This is a genomic window from Streptomyces sp. NPDC048142, assembly GCF_043202835.1.
Lineage (GTDB): Bacteria > Actinomycetota > Actinomycetes > Streptomycetales > Streptomycetaceae > Streptomyces.
This window is the reverse complement of record NZ_JBIDBC010000007.1, coordinates 135,335-153,656: the sequence shown is the minus strand read 5'-3', so window position 1 is coordinate 153,656 and position 18,322 is coordinate 135,335. Positions and strand designations below refer to the sequence as shown.

The 18,322-nt window shown below is 70.0% G+C and carries 16 protein-coding genes and 1 tRNA gene; 7 read left to right on the top strand and 10 right to left on the bottom strand.

Features of this window, described 5'->3' with window-relative positions:
* Nucleotides 1-212: 212 nt before the first annotated feature.
* Nucleotides 213-2,093, top strand: a complete 1,881-nt coding sequence (locus ACGF2Y_RS12200; protein ID WP_392945567.1) for a serine/threonine-protein kinase — start codon at nt 213-215, stop codon at nt 2,091-2,093.
* Here the strand turns inward: ACGF2Y_RS12200 and ACGF2Y_RS12195 are convergent.
* From ACGF2Y_RS12195 to ACGF2Y_RS12165, 7 genes are all read right to left on the bottom strand, one after another.
* On the bottom strand, nt 2,006-2,533 hold the full coding sequence (locus ACGF2Y_RS12195; protein ID WP_392945565.1) for a hypothetical protein: 528 nt from the start codon (nt 2,531-2,533) through the stop codon (nt 2,006-2,008). The genes ACGF2Y_RS12200 and ACGF2Y_RS12195 overlap by 88 nt on opposite strands.
* 479 nt (nt 2,534-3,012) lie before the next feature.
* Entirely contained in the window at nt 3,013-3,642 is a 630-nt protein-coding gene (locus tag ACGF2Y_RS12190; RefSeq protein WP_392945563.1) for a hypothetical protein, read from the bottom strand.
* A gap of 10 nt (nt 3,643-3,652) precedes the next feature.
* Complete coding sequence (locus ACGF2Y_RS12185; protein WP_392945561.1) at nt 3,653-4,930, bottom strand: hypothetical protein; 1,278 nt, start codon at nt 4,928-4,930, stop codon at nt 3,653-3,655.
* A gap of 240 nt (nt 4,931-5,170) precedes the next feature.
* On the bottom strand, nt 5,171-5,659 hold the full coding sequence (locus ACGF2Y_RS12180) for a hypothetical protein (RefSeq protein ID WP_392945559.1): 489 nt from the start codon (nt 5,657-5,659) through the stop codon (nt 5,171-5,173).
* Nucleotides 5,660-5,745: 86 nt separating this feature from the next.
* On the bottom strand, nt 5,746-6,591 hold the full coding sequence (locus ACGF2Y_RS12175) for a hypothetical protein (RefSeq protein ID WP_392945557.1): 846 nt from the start codon (nt 6,589-6,591) through the stop codon (nt 5,746-5,748).
* Between the two features lie 161 nt (nt 6,592-6,752).
* Nucleotides 6,753-7,184 (bottom strand): hypothetical protein, encoded by a 432-nt coding sequence (locus tag ACGF2Y_RS12170; protein ID WP_392945555.1) that lies wholly within the window; start codon nt 7,182-7,184, stop codon nt 6,753-6,755.
* A gap of 94 nt (nt 7,185-7,278) precedes the next feature.
* The gene (locus ACGF2Y_RS12165; protein ID WP_392945553.1) at nt 7,279-7,464 is read right to left on the bottom strand and encodes a hypothetical protein; all 186 of its coding nucleotides are present in this window, start codon (nt 7,462-7,464) and stop codon (nt 7,279-7,281) included.
* Nucleotides 7,465-7,804: 340 nt separating this feature from the next.
* Between ACGF2Y_RS12165 and ACGF2Y_RS12160 the strand changes: the two genes are divergently transcribed.
* Nucleotides 7,805-9,622 (top strand): DUF262 domain-containing protein, encoded by a 1,818-nt coding sequence (locus ACGF2Y_RS12160; protein ID WP_392945551.1) that lies wholly within the window; start codon nt 7,805-7,807, stop codon nt 9,620-9,622.
* Nucleotides 9,606-10,637 (top strand): CBS domain-containing protein, encoded by a 1,032-nt coding sequence (locus tag ACGF2Y_RS12155; RefSeq protein WP_392945549.1) that lies wholly within the window; start codon nt 9,606-9,608, stop codon nt 10,635-10,637. Before ACGF2Y_RS12160 ends, ACGF2Y_RS12155 begins: the two co-directional genes overlap by 17 nt.
* Before the next feature lie 1,419 nt (nt 10,638-12,056).
* Here ACGF2Y_RS12155 and ACGF2Y_RS12150 read toward each other — a convergent pair.
* Together ACGF2Y_RS12150 and ACGF2Y_RS12145 are read right to left on the bottom strand one after the other, a co-directional pair.
* On the bottom strand, nt 12,057-12,416 hold the full coding sequence (locus ACGF2Y_RS12150) for an SPW repeat protein (protein ID WP_392945547.1): 360 nt from the start codon (nt 12,414-12,416) through the stop codon (nt 12,057-12,059).
* Nucleotides 12,417-12,561: 145 nt separating this feature from the next.
* Nucleotides 12,562-13,116 (bottom strand): copper chaperone PCu(A)C, encoded by a 555-nt coding sequence (locus ACGF2Y_RS12145; protein WP_392945545.1) that lies wholly within the window; start codon nt 13,114-13,116, stop codon nt 12,562-12,564.
* A 269-nt stretch (nt 13,117-13,385) separates the two neighbouring features.
* On the opposite strand from ACGF2Y_RS12145, the gene ACGF2Y_RS12140 reads away from it, so the two are divergent.
* On the top strand, nt 13,386-14,435 hold the full coding sequence (locus tag ACGF2Y_RS12140) for an AI-2E family transporter (RefSeq protein WP_392945543.1): 1,050 nt from the start codon (nt 13,386-13,388) through the stop codon (nt 14,433-14,435).
* 117 nt (nt 14,436-14,552) lie between these two features.
* Here ACGF2Y_RS12140 and ACGF2Y_RS12135 read toward each other — a convergent pair.
* Nucleotides 14,553-14,624: transfer RNA gene (locus ACGF2Y_RS12135), tRNA-Arg, on the bottom strand.
* 211 nt (nt 14,625-14,835) lie between these two features.
* Between ACGF2Y_RS12135 and ACGF2Y_RS12130 the strand changes: the two genes are divergently transcribed.
* The 3 genes from ACGF2Y_RS12130 (at nt 14,836) to lysA (ending at nt 18,163) form a co-directional block, all read left to right on the top strand.
* On the top strand, nt 14,836-15,249 hold the full coding sequence (locus ACGF2Y_RS12130; protein WP_392945541.1) for a response regulator: 414 nt from the start codon (nt 14,836-14,838) through the stop codon (nt 15,247-15,249).
* A gap of 280 nt (nt 15,250-15,529) precedes the next feature.
* Complete coding sequence (gene nrtL, locus ACGF2Y_RS12125; RefSeq protein WP_392945539.1) at nt 15,530-16,738, top strand: ArgS-related anticodon-binding protein NrtL; 1,209 nt, start codon at nt 15,530-15,532, stop codon at nt 16,736-16,738.
* A 33-nt stretch (nt 16,739-16,771) separates the two neighbouring features.
* Nucleotides 16,772-18,163 (top strand): diaminopimelate decarboxylase, encoded by a 1,392-nt coding sequence (lysA, locus tag ACGF2Y_RS12120; RefSeq protein ID WP_392945537.1) that lies wholly within the window; start codon nt 16,772-16,774, stop codon nt 18,161-18,163.
* Nucleotides 18,164-18,322: the final 159 nt, after the last annotated feature.

Genomic DNA, 18,322 nt, shown 5'->3' with positions numbered 1-18,322 from the left:
ACGCCGGTCCGACGCCGGTCCGACGGCGTTCCGGGCTTGACGGCTCCGTGGCTTCGTGGCTCCGGAGCACCCCACCCGGCGGGGGCCTGCCGTGGGCTCTGCTCCGCCACACGACCGGGCGGAGGTCCCTGCGTACCCAGGCCGTACCCCCATCCGACCGGCGGCACGGCCCCAACTACCCGCTGTCGTACTCCCCCCGTACGCTACGGCCCATGAGCGAAGAGGCCCCCTCCGTACGGGTGATCGACGGCCGCTTCACGCTGGTGGAGCGGCTCGGCAGCGGTGGCATGGGCATGGTCTGGCGGGCCCGCGACGAGGCGCTCCACCGTGATGTCGCGCTCAAGGAAGTGCGGCCCCCGGACCCGGCGCTCGCGGAGTACGACCCCGAAGGGGCCCGCACGTTGCGCGCCCGGGTGCTGCGCGAGGCCCGCGCCCTGGCCCGGGTCGACCATCCCAACGTGGTCACCGTCCACCACATCGTCGACCCCGGTGAGGAGGGCTACCCGTGGATCGTGATGGAGCTGGTGGCCGGCTCCTCCCTGCACGAACGGCTCGCCGCCGGTCCCATGGAGCCGGCCGAGGCCGCGGTGCTGGGGCGCGGCATCCTCTCCGCCCTCCGTGCCGCCCACGCCTCCGGCATCCAGCACCGCGACGTCAAACCCGCCAACGTGCTCCTGCGCACCGACGGCCGTCCCGTCCTCACCGACTTCGGCATCGCCGCGATCCGGGAGTCGACGAGCCTCACCGCCACCGGCGCCCTCATCGGCTCGCCCGACTACATAGCCCCCGAGCGCATCCGGGGCACCGAGGGCGATCCGTCCTCCGACCTCTGGTCGCTCGGCATGATGCTGTACGTCGCCGTCGAGGGCCACCACCCGCTGCGCCGGGCCACCACCCTGGCCACGCTGGCCGCCGTGCTCGACGAGGAGATCCCGCCGCCGGTCCGGGCCGGGACCCTCACCCCGGTGCTGAGCGCGCTCCTCACCAGGGGCATCCCGGCCCGCCCGGACGCCGAAGCCCTCGACCGCCTGCTGGCCGAGGCCGCGACGGGCACCGGCGGGAGCACGGCCCCGACGCCCACGGAGCCCGTACGGGAACGGCCCGGATCCGCGCACCCCGGATCCCCGCTCCCCGGCCCCGTACACGCCACGCCCACGCAGACGGCCGCTGTGTCGCCGCCCGGACCGAGGCCCACGCCGGCACCCACGCACGACCGGATGCCACCGAAACCAGCCTCGCCCGGCGAGCCGGAGGACCGCGTCCCCACGGGCTACGACTCCCCGCAGGTCGTCACCGGCGGCGCTTCCCCCACCCCGGAAGAGGACCAGAAGCGCACGCTGCGCCGCGTCCGGATGGTCAGCGCCGCCTCGTCCGCCGTCTCGGCCGTGGTGATCGCGGGCGTCATCCTCTGGATGGCCGACCCGTTCTCCTCCTCCGGCGGCTCCGAAGGCGACGGCCGCCCCCGCGACAGTGCGAGCGCACCCCCGGCCTCCGTTCCGACGCCGGACCCGGTCGCCGACGCGTCCGACGCGTCCGACGCGTCCGACGAGCCCGAGGACTCCGACGAGTCCGGCGGCTCCGAGGACTTCGACGACTCCGGCGGTTCCGGCGGCTCCGGCGAGAAGGACGTACCGGAGACCGTGAACCTGCTGACCCCGGACGGGGCACGGGCGGCGATCAAGGCGCTGAAGCCGCTCATGGGCGGTACGAAGGTCACCGACTTCAGCATCTTCGACGAGCACGTCTCGGCCGAGGCGCCGCTGAAGTCCAACGCCGCCCTGTACGACCGCTTCAGCTACCGCGACGGCCGGGCGGAGAACGCCGAGATGGGCGGCACGCTGATGTCGGCGGACACGACGGTCGACCTGAACTCCGTCGACTGGGACGCGCTGCCCGCCCTGTTGAGAACGGCGGAGAAGACGCTCAACATCCCGGAACCGGAGATCCGTTATGTGATCGTGGACCCCTCCTCGCCCTTCCACGACGACCGCCCGGTGCTGCGCGTCTACGTCTCCGACGCACACGGGGGCGCCCACCTCACCGCGCACCTGGACGGACGGGTCATCGAGAAGAACCCGCGCCCCCAGGGCTGAGCACCGGCTCGACCAGGTCCGGGAGCCGAGGCCCGCCCGGCCCGAACGGATTCCGCTCGATGCCGTACGGGCAACTGGTGTACGGGTAGCCCGGCCGGACCGTCGCCCCGAGGGTCGGTCGACGTCGTGCGTGCGTCGCCGAACTCCTCGTCCTTGAACTGGCCGACCCCGCAGGCGTACACCCCGTCCCCGATGCCCTTGTCCGCATCGGCGGGCAGCGCCTTCACGCCCTCGGCGGGAACCTCGGACGCGGTGGTGCCGAGGCTGCGCAGCACCTCGGTGGCCGCACACGGATCGGCCCCCTTCAACGCCGTGACCCGGTACTTGATCTGCTCACCGATCGCGGGCCGCACCTGCTGCGCGGAGGTGGAGTCGGGGAACGTACGCAACAGCTCGCCCAGCTCCGAGCCACCGCCGCCCGTCCCGCCCAGGCGCGACACACCGCACCCGTACAAGGACGCGGCGAGCGGTTCGTCGGGCGATGCGGAAAGCCCTGCCCAGCAGCTTCGCGTCCACCGGGTCCGGCAGCGTCCACAGATAGGTCAACGGCTCGACGGCGTCGCAGTGCCGCTGCTCGGCATGTGGGGCGGAGACGGCGTCGTCATACGTCTCCAGGCGGCCGGGGGCCAACTTCGCGGCCCGGGAGCCGGGATGGTCCTCGTCGAGTGCCCCTTCGTACTCGCCCTTCGCCGAGCCGAACGGCTGCCGCGAGGCCGCCGTGACCCGCTCGCCCCGACCGCCGGCCGGTCCAGCAGCATCTGCTCCGGAGCCGTACACCACCGCCCCGCCCGCTGGCGCGGCCGGCAGCAACACCCCCACAACGACCGCCGACACGGGCGGCCGCGCTTCGCCCAGCGCCGAACGCCGGGCGATCCGGGCCCCGTCGGCGGCGGTGGCGAGCACCGACACGAGTGGAAATCTATGGAACCTTGCTCACAGGGGGAGGAGTTACGGACGGTTCGATGGTCGACCGGACGTACATTCGCGTGGTGCCGGGTTCGAGCTCGTGGGCGAATAGGTCGACGCAGCGCTGAAGGTACATGCCTTCCGGGGTCGTGAGGCCGTCCGGGCAGAGACTGATCTTCCGTAGACCCTGGACGAGAGTCTCCGGCTCGGGCAGGCCGAGATGGCCGAAGGCAGCCGCAGGGCGGTAGGCCTTCTCCTCTGGATGAGAGTTCCCGATCATCTCGGTGCCGCGCTGGATGAGCCGGCCGGTGTACCGCTCCGCTTCTTCGCTCGGGAGGATGAAGGAGAGCAGACCGGTGTCGTAGCGCTGCCCGGTTTTGTAGCCCGCCCGGCGGTCCGATGCCTCCTCCGGAATGCGGATACCGAGCTGACCGCTCATCCAGGCGGGCGTGACTCCGTCCTCCCAGCAGCAGGTCCTCTCCTGGTCCGACAGGTCCGACGACACGTCATCGGCGACGCAGGACACCACGCCGATCGTGGTGGCGACGCAGGCGAGGAGCACCAGGACGACGACAGCCGCGACCGGCATACGGCGGCAAGGCGTGGGCTGCACGTCGGCAGCGGTCTCACGGGAGGTGTCCATCGTTGATCCTCTATCGTGCTTCCTGCTGCTCACGACCCGGATCCGTCCGGTCGCCCTCGCGCCCGGGCTCGTCCGGCTGCGGCACAGGGCCGTGGTTCGGGGCGGGTCCGCCCAGATCGTAGTGCTTGACGGTGCTGCTGCCCGCCATGTCGAACTCCTGGGCGACGCCCGTGGTATGGAGGCGTGCCATCTGACCGTCCGGAATACTCATGCCGCTACCCCAGGGGAGGTCGATGGTCACCCCCTTGCTCTCATCCCAGTTGTAGCGGTCCCAGGCGTTGGTCTGATAGTCGAGACCGACTTTGGGCTGCCCGTTCTCGTCCGGCACGACGGTGACCACCCCGGTCACATTCGACCGGGTGGACCCGACTGCGTAGAACCAGTTCTTGTCGACGTCCGGAGTGAAACTGAAGTCCCGGTTACCGGTCTCCACTGGCATGGCGACGGGCTGCCCGCCGTTGCGTCTGAACTCCGCGAGAGCCTCATCGCGCCAAGCAGCCTGATGTTCCTTGATGCCATCCTCGATGTGAGCATGGAAGCCGGGCACGTCCGACATCATCTTGTCGACGGGCAACTCCATGTCCGTCCCGCTGTTGCCGAGGTAGTGAGCCATATGTCGCGCGGCGTCGTTGTCGCCTTTCCAGTCGGCAGCCTCGGCGATCAGGTTCATCTTCTCCCGGGTCCTGCGCTCCTCGGCCCCCGGCTCTTCGGCACCGTGGGGGCCGGAGCCCCGGTCGGGGGCTGCTTGCTTGACGGACGGAGAGAGTAGCCCGGCAGCGAGAAGGTCGCCCTTGTGCCCGGCCCACAGCTCCGCACGAGCCTGGGGGCTTGGGGACGACCAGAGCCGCCGAAGCTCTGCGCGCTGCGCGGTGTTCGCGTCGCCCGCGAGCGAGGCGAGCTTGGTGGCGCGGGGCAGCTGCTCCTCGTCGAGCGAGGTGTACGTCGCATGGCCCGCGTTGTGAGGGTCGCCGCCGTGACTCCTCTTCAGGGCCCTCGTAACGGCCGCGTCGATCTCCGCCGCGTGCGCCACCAGACCCGTAAGGGTGTCGGCGTACCACTGCATCAGGTCCTTGGTTCGCTGGGAGGTGCCTTCCACGCCACAGATGGCCTCCATGACCTTCACGGTGCCGTTCGGTCCGTCCGTGACCACCAGCCCGGGATCCGGGCCTGCTTGCCGGGTCGGATTGCCCTTGCGGGCTTCGGCGGAGAGCTCCCTGGCCCGTTTCTGCACGTGCGCCAGTTCGGCGTGGGCATCCTGGAGGACAGCCGCAATGCTCTGGGCCTCCATCTGGAGATCCGCGACCTCCTTGGCTGTCTTGCGGACGAAGTCCTTGGTGACGGTGGCGTTGAGCCCGGCCCAGTCGGCCCCGTCGGACAGAGGCAGGAGACCGCCGTAGACTCGGTCCTCAGCTTCTTCAGGCCGACTGCTGTTGCTGTCCAGTCATCGGCTGCCGAGACCAGCTTGCCCAGGTCGACTTCGACGAGATCCGTGTATGAGAACGTCCCCATGATTCCTCGCTCCTCCGGCTCAATTCACATACTTGAGAAGGTCTGACACCGGCACGGCGGAGCCGTCTCGTCCTCGGAGAGTGGCGGCGATCGCTACCTCGTCGTTGGCGTGGGCCTTCTTCGAGTAGTCCAAGTGGTTGGAGATGTGTGCGCACATCTGTAGGACGGTCTTCACCTGAGAAGTCCAGACTTCGAGGGCGGTATACAGCTCTCCCCCCGCGCTGAAGTTACGGCGTTGCAACTCCGCCGCGGCCCGGGCAGTGGTCCCCGCACCGGCCTTGTCTGCGTCGGCTCCTGCGAGGTCCGCACGCTTCCGCAGCTCGCCGTGTACACGGAAAGCTTCATTGCCTACCGCGCCCAGGTCGTCCTGGTGCACCACCAGGCCTGCAGGCGTCCCCGCCGCTGAACCGTCGGTTTGAGCTCCAGTCGTGTTGAGCCTCATCCGCGCGGACTGCCGGTCCTGCGCGTCGGCTTTGAGCGCTGCCCACTCGTCGTCGAACGTTGTCATGAGTACCCCTCGATCGATGCCAACATTTCACCCTCACGCTGCAGTTGCGACGCGTGTGGGCCGCGGAGAGGGCGTAGCCGTAGTCCTCATTGGTGCCCGAGCCCGTGGCAGCGGTCTGCTCCGCTCGGACGTGCAGCTGTATCCCCTGGGTCAGGCCGCATTCGATCCCGATGGAGGACCGTCGTCCGTCGGCAGGGATGCCGCACGGCCGGCGTCGCGGTCGGCCTGCCGTGGCAGACATCGGCTCGCCGTGCCGTGCCAGGTGACCACCAATTCGTCTCGCGCCCGGGTGCCGCTACGAAGAGCAGGGAACGGGCTCGCTGTTCCTCCTGGCGGTATCGGTCGGGACTGATCAGACGGAAGGCCTCGCAGCGCGGCGACGGCCCGCATCGCCGTAGCGGGCGAGGAGAGGCACCGGCAGTGCAACCGGAGTGGGGGTGGCGGCCGAAGGGGCCTGCGTATCGGCCGGAGAAGCGGTGGGGGTAAACGGGCGCCCCGAAGACCGCGGTCTCCTGCGGTCGAGTGCCCGGTTCCGGACCGGACACCGGTCGATCGGGCATTGCCACCACAATGGCGCTGACCTCACTCTGGTCGACGAGCTCCACGCCGCCCGAGACCGCGTTGATCTCCACCGTCAGCCGGGCGAGTTCGTCCCGCGCCGCCGGTCCGCCCCGGACGGCCAGCAGACTGAAGCGGTTCTCCTCGGTTTCGAGAAGCAGCCCCATGCGACTGCCGTCGAGTGCCGTGAGGAAAAGGCGCCCGTTTCCGCCCGCCTCGCGCAGGAAGGTGAGCCGCAGCGCCCGGTTGGACCGATCTGCCCGCAACCGGCGGACGAAGTCGCCCACCGTGTTCTTCGTGGTCGCATCGAGGCGTCGGCTGTCCTCGTCGGCCTGCGGCGTGACCGCGATCTGCGTCCTGACACCGCTACTCATCGCCGGTCCCCTCCCCTCTCCGGATGCGTATCACTGCCGTTCGTCAAGCAGGGCGACGAGCTCCTCCCCTTCCCAGGCGTCCGGGGCCCGGACCTGCCACCCGGCCGCCACGCACTCGGCCATATAGGAATCATCGGCCACGTCCTCATCCAGGACCACTGTCAACTTCCTGTCGGGCCAGGCAAGTTCGAATGTCCGGGAGGCGCCGGCGGCATCCCAGCTGGGACGCCTTCGGAGGCGAAGTCCGGGTTCTCCGCCGCACGCTTTACCAACTGCTTCTGGACAAGCGACCTCAGCGAGAACTTCCAGGCCCGCGACGCGACGAACCCGGCCCGGTGGGCCGCGTCCTGCACGGAGTCGTTGTAGATCAGCGTCTTGCGCCGGTCGTTGCCTTCGGCGTCCTCCTTGGGCAGCTCCCCGCCGGTGAACAACTGGGTGACGGCCACCGAAGCGAGCGGGGCCACACCGGCACCGAGAAAGCGGATGCCTTCCGCCTGCCCGCAGGTCGGGCAGCGGTCCTGCTTCGCGTACTCGTCACGGTCGGCGTCGGCGCCGAGCAGCGCGGGTACCCGCGCGCTGGCCACCGTACGCATGGTGTCGATCTCCTGCGCGAACCGTGCCCTCGCCTCCTCCTCGGAGTGCTCGGACCTGTCCGCAGCTTCGACGGTCTGGTCACCTTGACCGCCGCTAGGGCAGCTCGGCCGACTCCCTGGACTCGGCCAGGTGGTAGCCCATCTCCAGTTCGGGGCCGAGGGTCTCCAGCGGGAGCCTGCGTCCGAGATGCGAGCGGCCCATCCCGCCCTGCCCGGGCACGGCGAGCAGTTCGAACGGACCCAGTATCACAGGGTCCTTCTCTTCGTTCAGCTCGTACACGGCTCGTTCCCCACCTCTGTCGAACCCGGTCGTGTCGTCGGCGGTGCGTGCGGCCCTGGAGGACCGGGTGTACGGGAGGCCGCGTTCGGCCGACAGCGCACAGCTCCCGGCCAGTCTAGGACGGGAGAGACCCTTCTCCGTCGGGGCCGGAGCAGGCCAGAGGGTTCGGCGGCCGGATCGGACCAGGTGCTGGCCGAGAACCGACCTGTGGGCCTTTCGCATCGGCTGGAGCTACCGGCCGGAAGGCGGGCAGTGCCACTAGCATGTTCCCCTGTGACGCAGGGGAGCGTCTTCGATGCGGGGGTGAGGCATGGCGCTCGACGGGCCCAGCCTGGGCAAGATGTTGGACGATGTCGCTGTCGGCAGGATCCAGCTTCCCGACTTCCAGCGGCAGTGGAAGTGGGACGACGACCGGATCAGCGCTCTGCTGGCGACCGTGACGCTCGACTACCCGCTGGGTGTCGCGATGACGTTGGAGACGGGCGGTGAAGCCCAGTTCAAGGCGCGCCCGTTGCACGGCACCGAGGTGGGCCCGCAGGTTGTCCCGGAACAGCTGTTGCTCGACGGTCAGCAGCGGCTGACGTCCTTGTTCCAGGCGCTCAAGTCGGAGCGTCCGGTGGAGACGACGGGCGCCCGGAACAAACCGCTCAAGCGCTGGTACTACATCGACATCGCAAAAGCCGTGGACGACAGCGCGGACCGGGACGAGGCGATCCTCTCCGTCCCCGAGGACCGTGTTGTGCGGGGTGCGTTGGGCCGGGCCGCTCCACGTGACCTCACCACACGGGAGAAGGAGTGCGCCAGTGGCCTCTTTCCACTGAACCTGATCTTCGAGCCGGAGCAGACCGGGAAGTGGCAACGGGTCTATGTCAGTGGTGCCGAAGACCGCTGGGATCTGTGGTCGGCCTTCCAGGCCAAGGTGATCGACACCGTCAAGGGATTCAAGGTGCCGCTGATCCGGCTGCCCAAAGAAACCCGCAAGGAAGCGGTGTGCTCGGTATTCGAGCGGGTGAACACCGGCGGCGTCGTCCTCAACGTCTTCGAGTTGCTCACGGCGACCTATGCCGGTGACACACCGTATGCGGAGAGCAACGGGGGCGAGGACTTCAGCCTCATCGAGGACTGGCGGGCCATCAAGGGCAAGCTGTGCTCGGAGCACCAGGTCTTCGGGACGACGGACAAGGAAGGCGGGCAGGAGACCGGGCTCAGCAGCCTGGACTTCCTGCAGGCCATCGCACTGGTTCGTACACATCAGCGCAAGCGGGCGTTTCTGGCGGAGCACCCGGGGGCGACGAACGCGCCGGCCGTGAGCTGTAAGCGCCGCGACCTGCTGCACCTGCCGCTCACCGACTACACCCGGATCGCGCCGAAGGCCGCTGAAGCCCTGTCTTGGGTCGGCCGGTTCCTCGGGGCACAGCATGTCTTCCGTGAGCGCGACCTGCCGTACGGCTCCCAGATCGTGCCACTCACGGCGATTGGTGTCCTCCTCGGGAGCCTCGTGGAGGACCGGGACGTTCAGGACAAGCTCGCGCGCTGGTATTGGTGCGGCGTGCTCGGCGAGCTCTACGGAGGCGTCACGGACACCCGTTTCGTCCGGGACGTCGAGCAGGTGGTCGGTTGGATCAAGGAGGGCGGTCCGGAGCCCGACACCATCACGGAGGCGACGTTCCAGGAGCAGCGCCTGCATCGGCTCACTTCGCGTAACAGTGCTGCGTACAAGGGCGTGCACGCTCTGCTCCTCAAGGAGGGGGTGATCGACTGGTTCTTCCACGAGGAGCCGATCAACGAGCAGTTCCTGATCGGGCAGAACGTGGACATCCGGCAGGTCTTCCCCAAAGCCTGGTTCGAGCAGAACGGAGCGGACGGCACACGGATGAGCAGCATCGTCAACAAGACTCCGCTGTCCTACAGGGCGCTGCAGGCGATGGGATCCAGCCTGCCGTCGGCGTACCTGTCCTCCCTCGAACGGCATACCGGCAGCCCGGGTGACTGGTTCGACGACATTGTCGGTACGCACCTCATCGACGCCAAGACGCTGCGAGCCGACGACTTCGAGGCCTTCTACCGAAACCGGACGACCAGGCTTCTGGAGCTCGTGGAACGGGAGATGGGCAAGGTCGCGGTGCGAGAAGGGGTGGACGATGCCCACGCCGGATGACGCCATGGTCAAGAGCCTGGAAGGCGAGACCCTTTCGGTCCGGGATCTGCTGTCCCGATGGGGCTTCCGGATCCGTGACCACGCCTCCGTGCCGCAGATCCGACTCGATCTGACCAACGCCGGGCTGACCACGGTGCCGGACTTTGCGGCCGGCCCGCAGGACGATGAGGTCGAAGTCGTACCGATCGCCCTCAAGCGCGACGCCGGTGTCGGTCCGGACGATGGCGATGGCGGTGCTGAGAAGGACCAGGCGGACGCCCCCGAAGAAGCCGTCGGCAAGTTCCCGCAGACGGCGATGCGGGTACACGACCTGCGGTGTGCCGGCAGGGTCACATCGATCACGCCCGACGAGACTCTGTCCGTCGCGATGGGCAGGATGGCGGAGTTCGGGTACTCACAGCTGCCCGTGATCGATGCTTCGGGGACTCTCCATGGGGTGGTCACCTGGGCATCGATCGCCCACATTCACGCGACCGGACGCAGGATGTGTCTAGCCAGCGCGATCAGCAGCGAGTACGAGACCGTCAATGCCTCGGCGCATTTGCTGCCAGTTCTGCCGACCATCCGTGCACACGAGTTCGTCCTCGTCCGGGCCGCAGATGGGCGGGTGACCGGCATTGTCACTTCCGCCGACCTCGCCGGCGAGTTCGGCACGGTAGCCCGTCCCTTCTTCACCTTGGGCGAGATCGAGCGGAGGCTGCGGCGGTGCCTGGGGCGCGTCTACGACGATTCCGACGTCCAGAAGGTGCACAAGAGGAGGAAGTCCGTCGACGAGTTGATGTTCGGCGAGTACATCCGCCTTCTGGACGACGAAGAACGCTGGGCCAAGCTCGGCTGGCCTCTTGTCGACAGGGACCATTTCATCGGGCTGCTCGGCAGAGTGAAGAATGTCCGCAACACGGTCATGCACTTCAACGCCCCGGCGCTCAGGCCTGAACAGCTCGACCTGCTCGACAGTTTTGTCTCCATGCTGCGCCTCTACGACCCTGACTACAGAGCCACTTCCGCTGCCTGAGGGCCGCACGGCGCTGCAGTGAAAGCAGGAAGCCGGATGGGCCACACCGGTACCGGTGTACAGATCACGCACACCGCGTCCCGCGTCTTTCACATGTTCTCCGCGCTCCGAACCGCCCCCTGTGGCAGCGTGGACCAACTGATGACCCGGGTGTCCGGGCACCCGCGTAGGGGGCCTTCATGCGACTTCGTACCGCTTCGGCCTCAGCCGCACTCGTCCGGTGCGCCACGGCGGGCACAGCGGCCTGTTCGTCCCCGCCGGACGCCGCGGACGCCACCCGGCAAGCGTCAGACAGGCCCGCCCGAGTTGAACGGGCCGAGCGCGGCCGGTCCCGCGAAGTGCGTGACCTCCGCTGCTGAGATTCCGGCGGACTGCGCCCTCGATCTCACATTCGCCCGACTTCACGGAGGGGGAGCGGGCTGCCGAGGCGCCCACCCTGCCGTGAGCATTCTGCTCATGAACGGGTGAGCAGACCGCGACAGGAGGGCCGGCACACGATCGTGTGCCCGCCCTCCTCCGCCGCGCTTCGCTCCGCCTTCAGGGGCTCCGCCTGCAAGTGTGGATGACTGCGGACGTGCGAATCGTCGAGGGCGTCGCGCCGGCACCGGGGACCGAAGTCTCCTTCCCGATGGACGAGGCGGAAACGACCGCAGCTGCGGACATGCTGGCATTCGCCAAGGCCGCTCAGCCGTCGAGCACGGCCTGGGCGCGACCGCCGCCTACGACTCCGACGGTTGCTTCCAGCACAACGGCGACATCGTCCGGGCCGGTGACACGAAGAAGGACGGCATGTACCCGGCGGTCGGGGTCCACACCGACTACGGCCGCGCCGAGGAGGCCTGCGTCAACAAGCTCGGCGTGAATACCTGGGCAACCTGCAACAAGGACTGCTGCGAGAACGGGAACGTGCGCCTCCACGCCCTGCGCACGACGGCGACACCGGGCAAGTGCTACCAGCCCGAGCCTGGTCCGGCTGGATCCCGGTCGACGGCAAGTACTGACCCGAAACCGAGACCGCTGCTACCCGGCGGAAGAAGGCGGGGACCGGCCTGGGCACGCCGGACGGCTTCACCTCGTACGTCACCGACCTCCGCGGTGCCCAGAAGAGCAAGCGGAACCTGATGCAACTGATGGACGAGAACGGCCTGTGATCGCAGGAGGGCGTTCCGCCAGGTGCCCCGACGGACCCCGGCGCGGTGGCGGCCCGGGAGGCCCGGCTGCCCGCGCCGGTCGGCAGGCCACCGCGGGGCAGGCTACCCGCGCCGTGCCGCTCAGCGGGCGCGCAGCCGTCGTACGTTCCGGTGCCCGCGCGAGCAGCCGACACCGGTCTGGACGCGATCGGGCCTTTCCTCGTACGGGGTCAGGCCTGGGCTGCCGCCCGGGTCGTGCGGTCCTCTGCTTTCGGACGCTCCGTCCTGGTCACGGCCGACAGCACCCGGCCCGGGACGGGTGACCGGGACCGTACCTCAGGAGCCCCGCTGTCCACGAGGGGCGGGGGAGTGAGCGCCGGGCGGCCTGGCTGCGCGGGACGTCGTCCGGGCGATGGCCAGGGAGAGGAAACGACAGGACGATCAGCACGCAGCCCACCGCGATGTCGTTGACGCGGGCGGCGTCGGCCGCGTCGGTGTCGCCGTAGCTCACCACGAACGGTGCGACGATCAGCCACACCCCGCCCGCGAGGACGAGCACGAGGACGGTGATCGGCTCGTTCCGCAGGCCGCGCGCCGGCTTCCCGGGCGGAGGGTCGGCCTCGGGTGGCGTGGAAGGTCCACCGGGCATGACGGTCTTCTCTCGGCGCGCGGTACGCGACCGGTACCGGTACAGCAGGTGTCGTCCCCAGGGTTCCCGTGCGACCGGTTCCCGACAGTGCTCCGGGCCGCCCCGTGGCCCCGGGCGGCCCGGGGCGGGGGCCCTGCTCTCCGGGTCACTCCCCGGGCGAGGGCGGCGTGAGCCCCGGGTTGTCGGTGACGTCCTCGTCGACGTAGGTGGGCAGCTGCGCGTGCATCTGGAGAGCGACCTCACCCGCACGTTCGAAGCGCAGGGTCACCCATGCGTAGTCGCCGCCCCGCATCTCCTCCTTCAGCCCCCGCAGCAGCAGATGCGGCCGGTCCTCCTCCAGCGCCACCAGCTTCTCGGGCGGCACCTCCACCGGTCCCCGCTCGTCGCCGTCCCCGGTGACGACGCCGACCGATCGCGCGATCGTCGTCTCAGCGCCGAGCAACCGGTCCGCGGCCGGCCCTTCGTTGTAGAGCCACACGTACAGCGGTACGTCGTCACCGATCTCCCACGGACCGTTCGGCGGCTCGGAGATGTGGGCGTAACGCATCAGCATGTTTCCGACCCGGGCGTTCGCGCCTGGCGCGTTGTACTCACCTTCCTGCGTACCGCAACCGGCCAGCACGGTGGCGGCGAGACAGTAACCGACCAGGGCGTATGCCGTCCGGCGCAAGGAACGGCCGAGCCGTGGAAAGCTGTTCATGGAGGGTCCCCAACTTCGTCGTGCTCCTACGGGTCCACCCGCGGGTAGGCCCGGGGACGGCCTCTTCCGCCGACGGGTTGCGCCGGATGGCGGGCCGAAGCACCACGACGGATACCGGCCCGACCGGACGAGCGACGCGGGCATCGGTCCGATCGGCCCACCCGGAGAAGAGCTGCTCCCGACCACTCCTCCGGCCTTTGAAGCCGACGATCCGCGACGCGGGAGGGTCGTTCATCCAGAACCGTGCGGCCGGTACGTACGGTGGGCGCGTGCCACTGCTCCCGGAGCCCGTTCGCCGGCTCGCCGCCTGGTGTGCCGTCATTCTCCTGGTCACCGGGGTCGGTTACGTCGGGATCCAGGTGTGCGTCGCGCTGCGTTTGGCCGTCGTCCCCGTGCTGCTCGCCCTGCTCGGCACCGCGCTGCTCCTGCCCCTGTACCGATGGCTGGTCAAGGCGAGGGTCAACCGGTCCGTCGCCGCCGGTCTCACGTGTACCGCCGTCCTCGCCCTGGTCGGCGGTTCCGTGTCCGCGGTCACGGTCGCGCTGGTCGGCACCTGGGACCAGATCGTCGCCTCTCTGCGCAGGGCGGTGCGTGGCCTGGCCGATCAGTTCGGGGCGGACGGCACCTCGCTGGACGACCTCTTCGACAACGCCCGGGACATACTGGACAGTTACGGAGGGACGGCCGCCTCCGGTGTCGTGACCGGCATCAACCTCCTCTTCCAGGTCCTCGGTGTGGCGGTGCTCACGCTGTTGCTCGTCTTCTTCTTCCTGCGGGACTCCCACCGGGCCGTCGGCGCACTGCGCTCCCTCTCCCCGCGCCACAGGGCCGACACCGTCGAAGCGGTGGCACGGCGGGCGTTCGAGGGCGTGGAAGGGTTCATGCGCGGCACCACGATGGTCGCGGTCATCGACGCCGTCTGCATCACCGCGGGTCTGCTGATCCTGCGCGTGCCGGGTGCCCTCGGGCTGGGCGCGATCGTCTTCATCGGCGCCTACGTCCCCTACATCGGCGCCCTTCTCTCCGGAACCGCGGCCGTTCTCGTCGCGCTCGCCGACCGGGGGTTCGTCGTCGCACTGTGGGTGCTCGCGGTGGTGCTCGTGGTGCAGGCGCTCGAAGGCAACATCCTCCAGCCGGTCATCCAGAGCCGGACCGTACGGATCCACCCGGCGCTGGTCCTGGTGGCCCTCACCGCGGGCGCGTCCGTCGCCGGAATCATCGGAGTGCTGCTCGCGGTGCCGGCCACCGCCGCCGCTTTCGGCGGAGTCCACGAACTGCGCGCGCGTTACGGCCCGTCCACGAACCGGTCTTCCTTGTGACGGCTCGCAGCGGCAGTTCCGGGGCTGCGCCGGCGGGACATCCGCCTGCTCATGCAACAGGCCCTCCGATCTGGCGTTATGCCTGATCAGAGGGCCTGTGTGGCACCTAAACCAAGGTGCCCCCGGCAGGATTCGAACCTGCGCACCCGGCTCCGGAGGCCGATGCTCTATCCCCTGAGCTACGGGGGCGTATCGCTGTGCTGCTCTGCGACGGGTGAAACACTACCAGCTCCCACGGGGTGTCCGTGAACAGGTATTCCGTCGTGCCTCCGCGCCTCTTCCTCCCGGTCGGGCCGCCCGTGGAAGCCGTGGCCACCCGTCCGGGGCGGAAGTGGACAAAACCCGGACGCCGCTCCTCCGGCCGACCTACTCTCGAAGGGTGTCAGGGGCGTACGGCCGCGTGCTTGTTGTCGACGACAACAAGGTCATCCGGCAGCTGATCAGGGTCAATCTCGAGCTGGAGGGCTTCGAGGTCGTGACCGCGGCCGATGGTGTCGAGTGCCTGGACCTGGTCGAGCGGGTCCGCCCCGACGCGATCACCCTCGATGTCGTGATGCCCCGGCTGGACGGCCTGGAGACCGCCACCCGCCTGCGCGCCGACTCCCGGACCCGCGGCCTTCCCATCGCCGTCATCAGCGCCTGTACGCCCTACGAGGTCGACGCGGGCGTGGCGGCCGGGGTCGACGCGTTCCTGGCGAAGCCGTTCGAGCCGAGCGAGCTGGTGCGGATCATGCGCCGGCTGGTGACCGGGGAGGAAGCGCCCGCGGTGGACGGGCGGCACGGCGCCGGACGGGCGGGAAGCGCCACCGGCTGACCGGGACGGCGAACCGAACCGGGTCCGGACGGCCGGGGCGGCGACAGGTTCTGGTCCGGGTCCGGCTGTCCGGAGCGGTGACAGGTTCCGGTCCGGGTCCGGCTGTCCCGAGCGGCGACAGATTCCGGTCCGGGGCCTGCTGTCCGGAGCCAGCGGGTCCGGGGTCGGCCGACCGGGGCCGTCAGCCAGGGCCCGCTGTCGGGGTGGCGACACCGGTCCGGCTGACCGGATGGCGAAACCGGGTCGCGAAGTGCCCCCCTCTCTCACCTACGCTTGACCCGTGACCCCCGCCGACCTCTCCCGGACCGTGCTGCACGCCGTGCGCCGCGCGGTCGACGAGGATGCGTTGCGCGTACCCGTGCCCGCGCGCGTGCGGGTGGAGAGGACACGGCCCGGCGGCAGCGGTGACTACGCCTGCGCCGTCGCGCTCCAGCTCGCCGGGCCCGCCGCGCTGCCCGCCCTGGAGGTCGCGCGCATCCTGCGGGAACGCGTCGCCGCCGAGCCCGGTGTCGGGCGGGTCGAGATCACCGGACCGGGGTTCCTGAGCTTCACCCTCGACGCCCCGGCCGATGGCGACCGGGCCGTGCTCGACGCCGTACGGGAACAGGGACTCGCGTACGGACACGGGGACGCGCTCCGGGACCAGGTCCTCCAGTTCCACCACGCGCGGGAGGTGCGCGCCGCCGTCACCGCCCATGCCGTGCGCCGGCTCGTCATCTCCCAGGGCGCCCGGGTCCGGATCAGCTGCGAGGAGGCGTCCGACCCGGACTGGGCCCGCCTCGGCGTCGTCGTCGACGCGCACGGGACGCCCCCCGTACCGCTCACCGGGATCCGGCCCGTCCCCGCCGGGGCCGCCGCGGGAGAGCTGCTGGAGCGGCTCGGGCCCGACGCGGCCCGCTGGGGGCTCCTGCGGCCGGCCGGGCACGACCGCGCCGCCCTCGGCCCCGAACTGCTCGTCCAGGGCGAGGCCAACCCGCTCTTCCGGGTCCGGTACGCCCACGCCAGGGCCCGCGCCCTCACCCGCGGGGCCGCCCTCCTCGGCTTCACCGCCGAGCACGCCCCGTACGCCGAACCCGCCGAGCACGCCCCGTACGGGCAGGTCCACGCCGAGTCCGCCCCGCACGCCGCGTGCAGCGAACGACCCGGCCCGTACGGCGAAGGCCTCGCCCCGTACGCCGAACCCGCCAGGCACGCCGAGGGCCCCGCCCTCTACGACAGCGCCGCCCGCCCCCTCCTCGACCTCATCGCCGACCACCCCGGCGTCCTGCTCGCCGGGGCCCGTCACCGCGCGCCCGACCGGGTCGCCCGGCAGCTGGAAGCCGTCGCGCACGCGTTCTTCGACTTCCACGACTCCTGCCCGCCCCTGCCCGCCGGTGACGAGAAACCCTCGGCCGCCCACCGTGCCCGGCTGGCTCTCGCCGAAGCCGCCGGGACGGTGCTGGCAGGCGGCCTGTCCCTGCTCGGTATCCGTGCGCCCGAACACCTCTGACGCGATCAGAAGAGACCTGAAAGAACCATCACGATGAGCCGCTCCGCACACCCCGCAGGACCCCGTCACGCCGACGTCTTCACCGAGGGGCACTACTCCGCTCCCGCCGCCGACCTCAACGTCCTCGACGAGAAGGTCTGGGCCCGTACCGTCTCCCGGGACGCCGACGGCGCCCTCACCGTCGGCGGGATCGCCGTCGCCCGGCTCGCGGAGGAGTTCGGCACCCCCGCCTACTTCCTCGACGAGAGCGACTTCCGGGCCCGCTGCCGGGCCTGGGCGGACGCCTTCGGGCCGGACGCCGACGTCTTCTACGCGGGGAAGGCCTTCCTCTCCCGCGCGATCGTCCGCTGGCTCACCGAAGAAGGACTCAACCTCGACGTCTGCTCCGGCGGTGAGCTGACCACCGCCCTCGACGCGGGCATGCCCGCCGAGCGCATCGCCTTCCACGGCAACAACAAGACCGTCGCCGAGATCGAGCGGGCCGTCGAGGCGGGCGTCGGGCGGATCGTGCTCGACTCCTTCCAGGAGATCGTCCGCGTCGCGCACATCGCCCAGCGGCACGGCGTCCGCCAGCGGGTACAGATCCGTGTCACCGTCGGCGTCGAGGCCCACACCCACGAGTTCATCGCCACCGCGCACGAGGACCAGAAGTTCGGCATCGCGCTCGCCGACGGGCAGGCCGCCGAAGCCGTGCGCCGCGCGCTCGCCCTCGACGGGCTCGAACTCATCGGCGTCCACTCGCACATCGGATCGCAGATCTTCGACATGGCCGGCTTCGAGGTCTCCGCCCGGCGGGTGGTGCAGCTGCTCGCCGAGATCCGCGACGAGCACGGCATCGAACTGCCCGAGATCGACCTCGGCGGCGGCCTCGGTATCGCGTACACCTCCGAGGACGATCCCCGCGAGCCGCACGAGATCGCCAAGGCGCTCAGCGACATCGTCACCCGTGAGTGCGAGTCGGCGAAGCTGCGCACTCCCCGGATCTCCGTCGAGCCGGGGCGCGCCATCGTCGGACCGACCGCGTTCACGCTGTACGAGGTCGGCACCATCAAGCCCCTGGAGGGGCTGCGGACGTACGTCAGCGTCGACGGCGGCATGTCGGACAACATCCGCACCGCGCTGTACGACGCCGAATACAGCGTCGCGCTCGTCTCCCGCACCTCGGACGCCGAGCCCATGCTCGTGCGGGTCGTCGGCAAGCACTGCGAGAGCGGTGACATCGTGGTCAAGGACGCGTTCCTGCCCGCCGACCTGGCCCCCGGCGATCTGATCGCCGTCCCCGCCACCGGCGCGTACTGCCGTTCCATGGCGAGCAACTACAACCACGCACTGCGCCCGCCGGTCGTCGCGGTCCGCGACGGAGAGGCCCGCGTCATCGTCCGGCGCGAGACGGAGGAAGATCTCCTGCGCCTCGATGTCGGCTGATGAAATAGTCATCTCAGGATCCGGACGGGGGTCAGAAACTCCCGTCCGGTGAGTGAGACTGGTCCACACATGAGTATGACCCTCCGGCGATTGGGGGGTGGGAGAAGGAGCCCCGCGACGCCGCTCCCCAATCGCCGGAGGGACTAGGTATGAGAAACG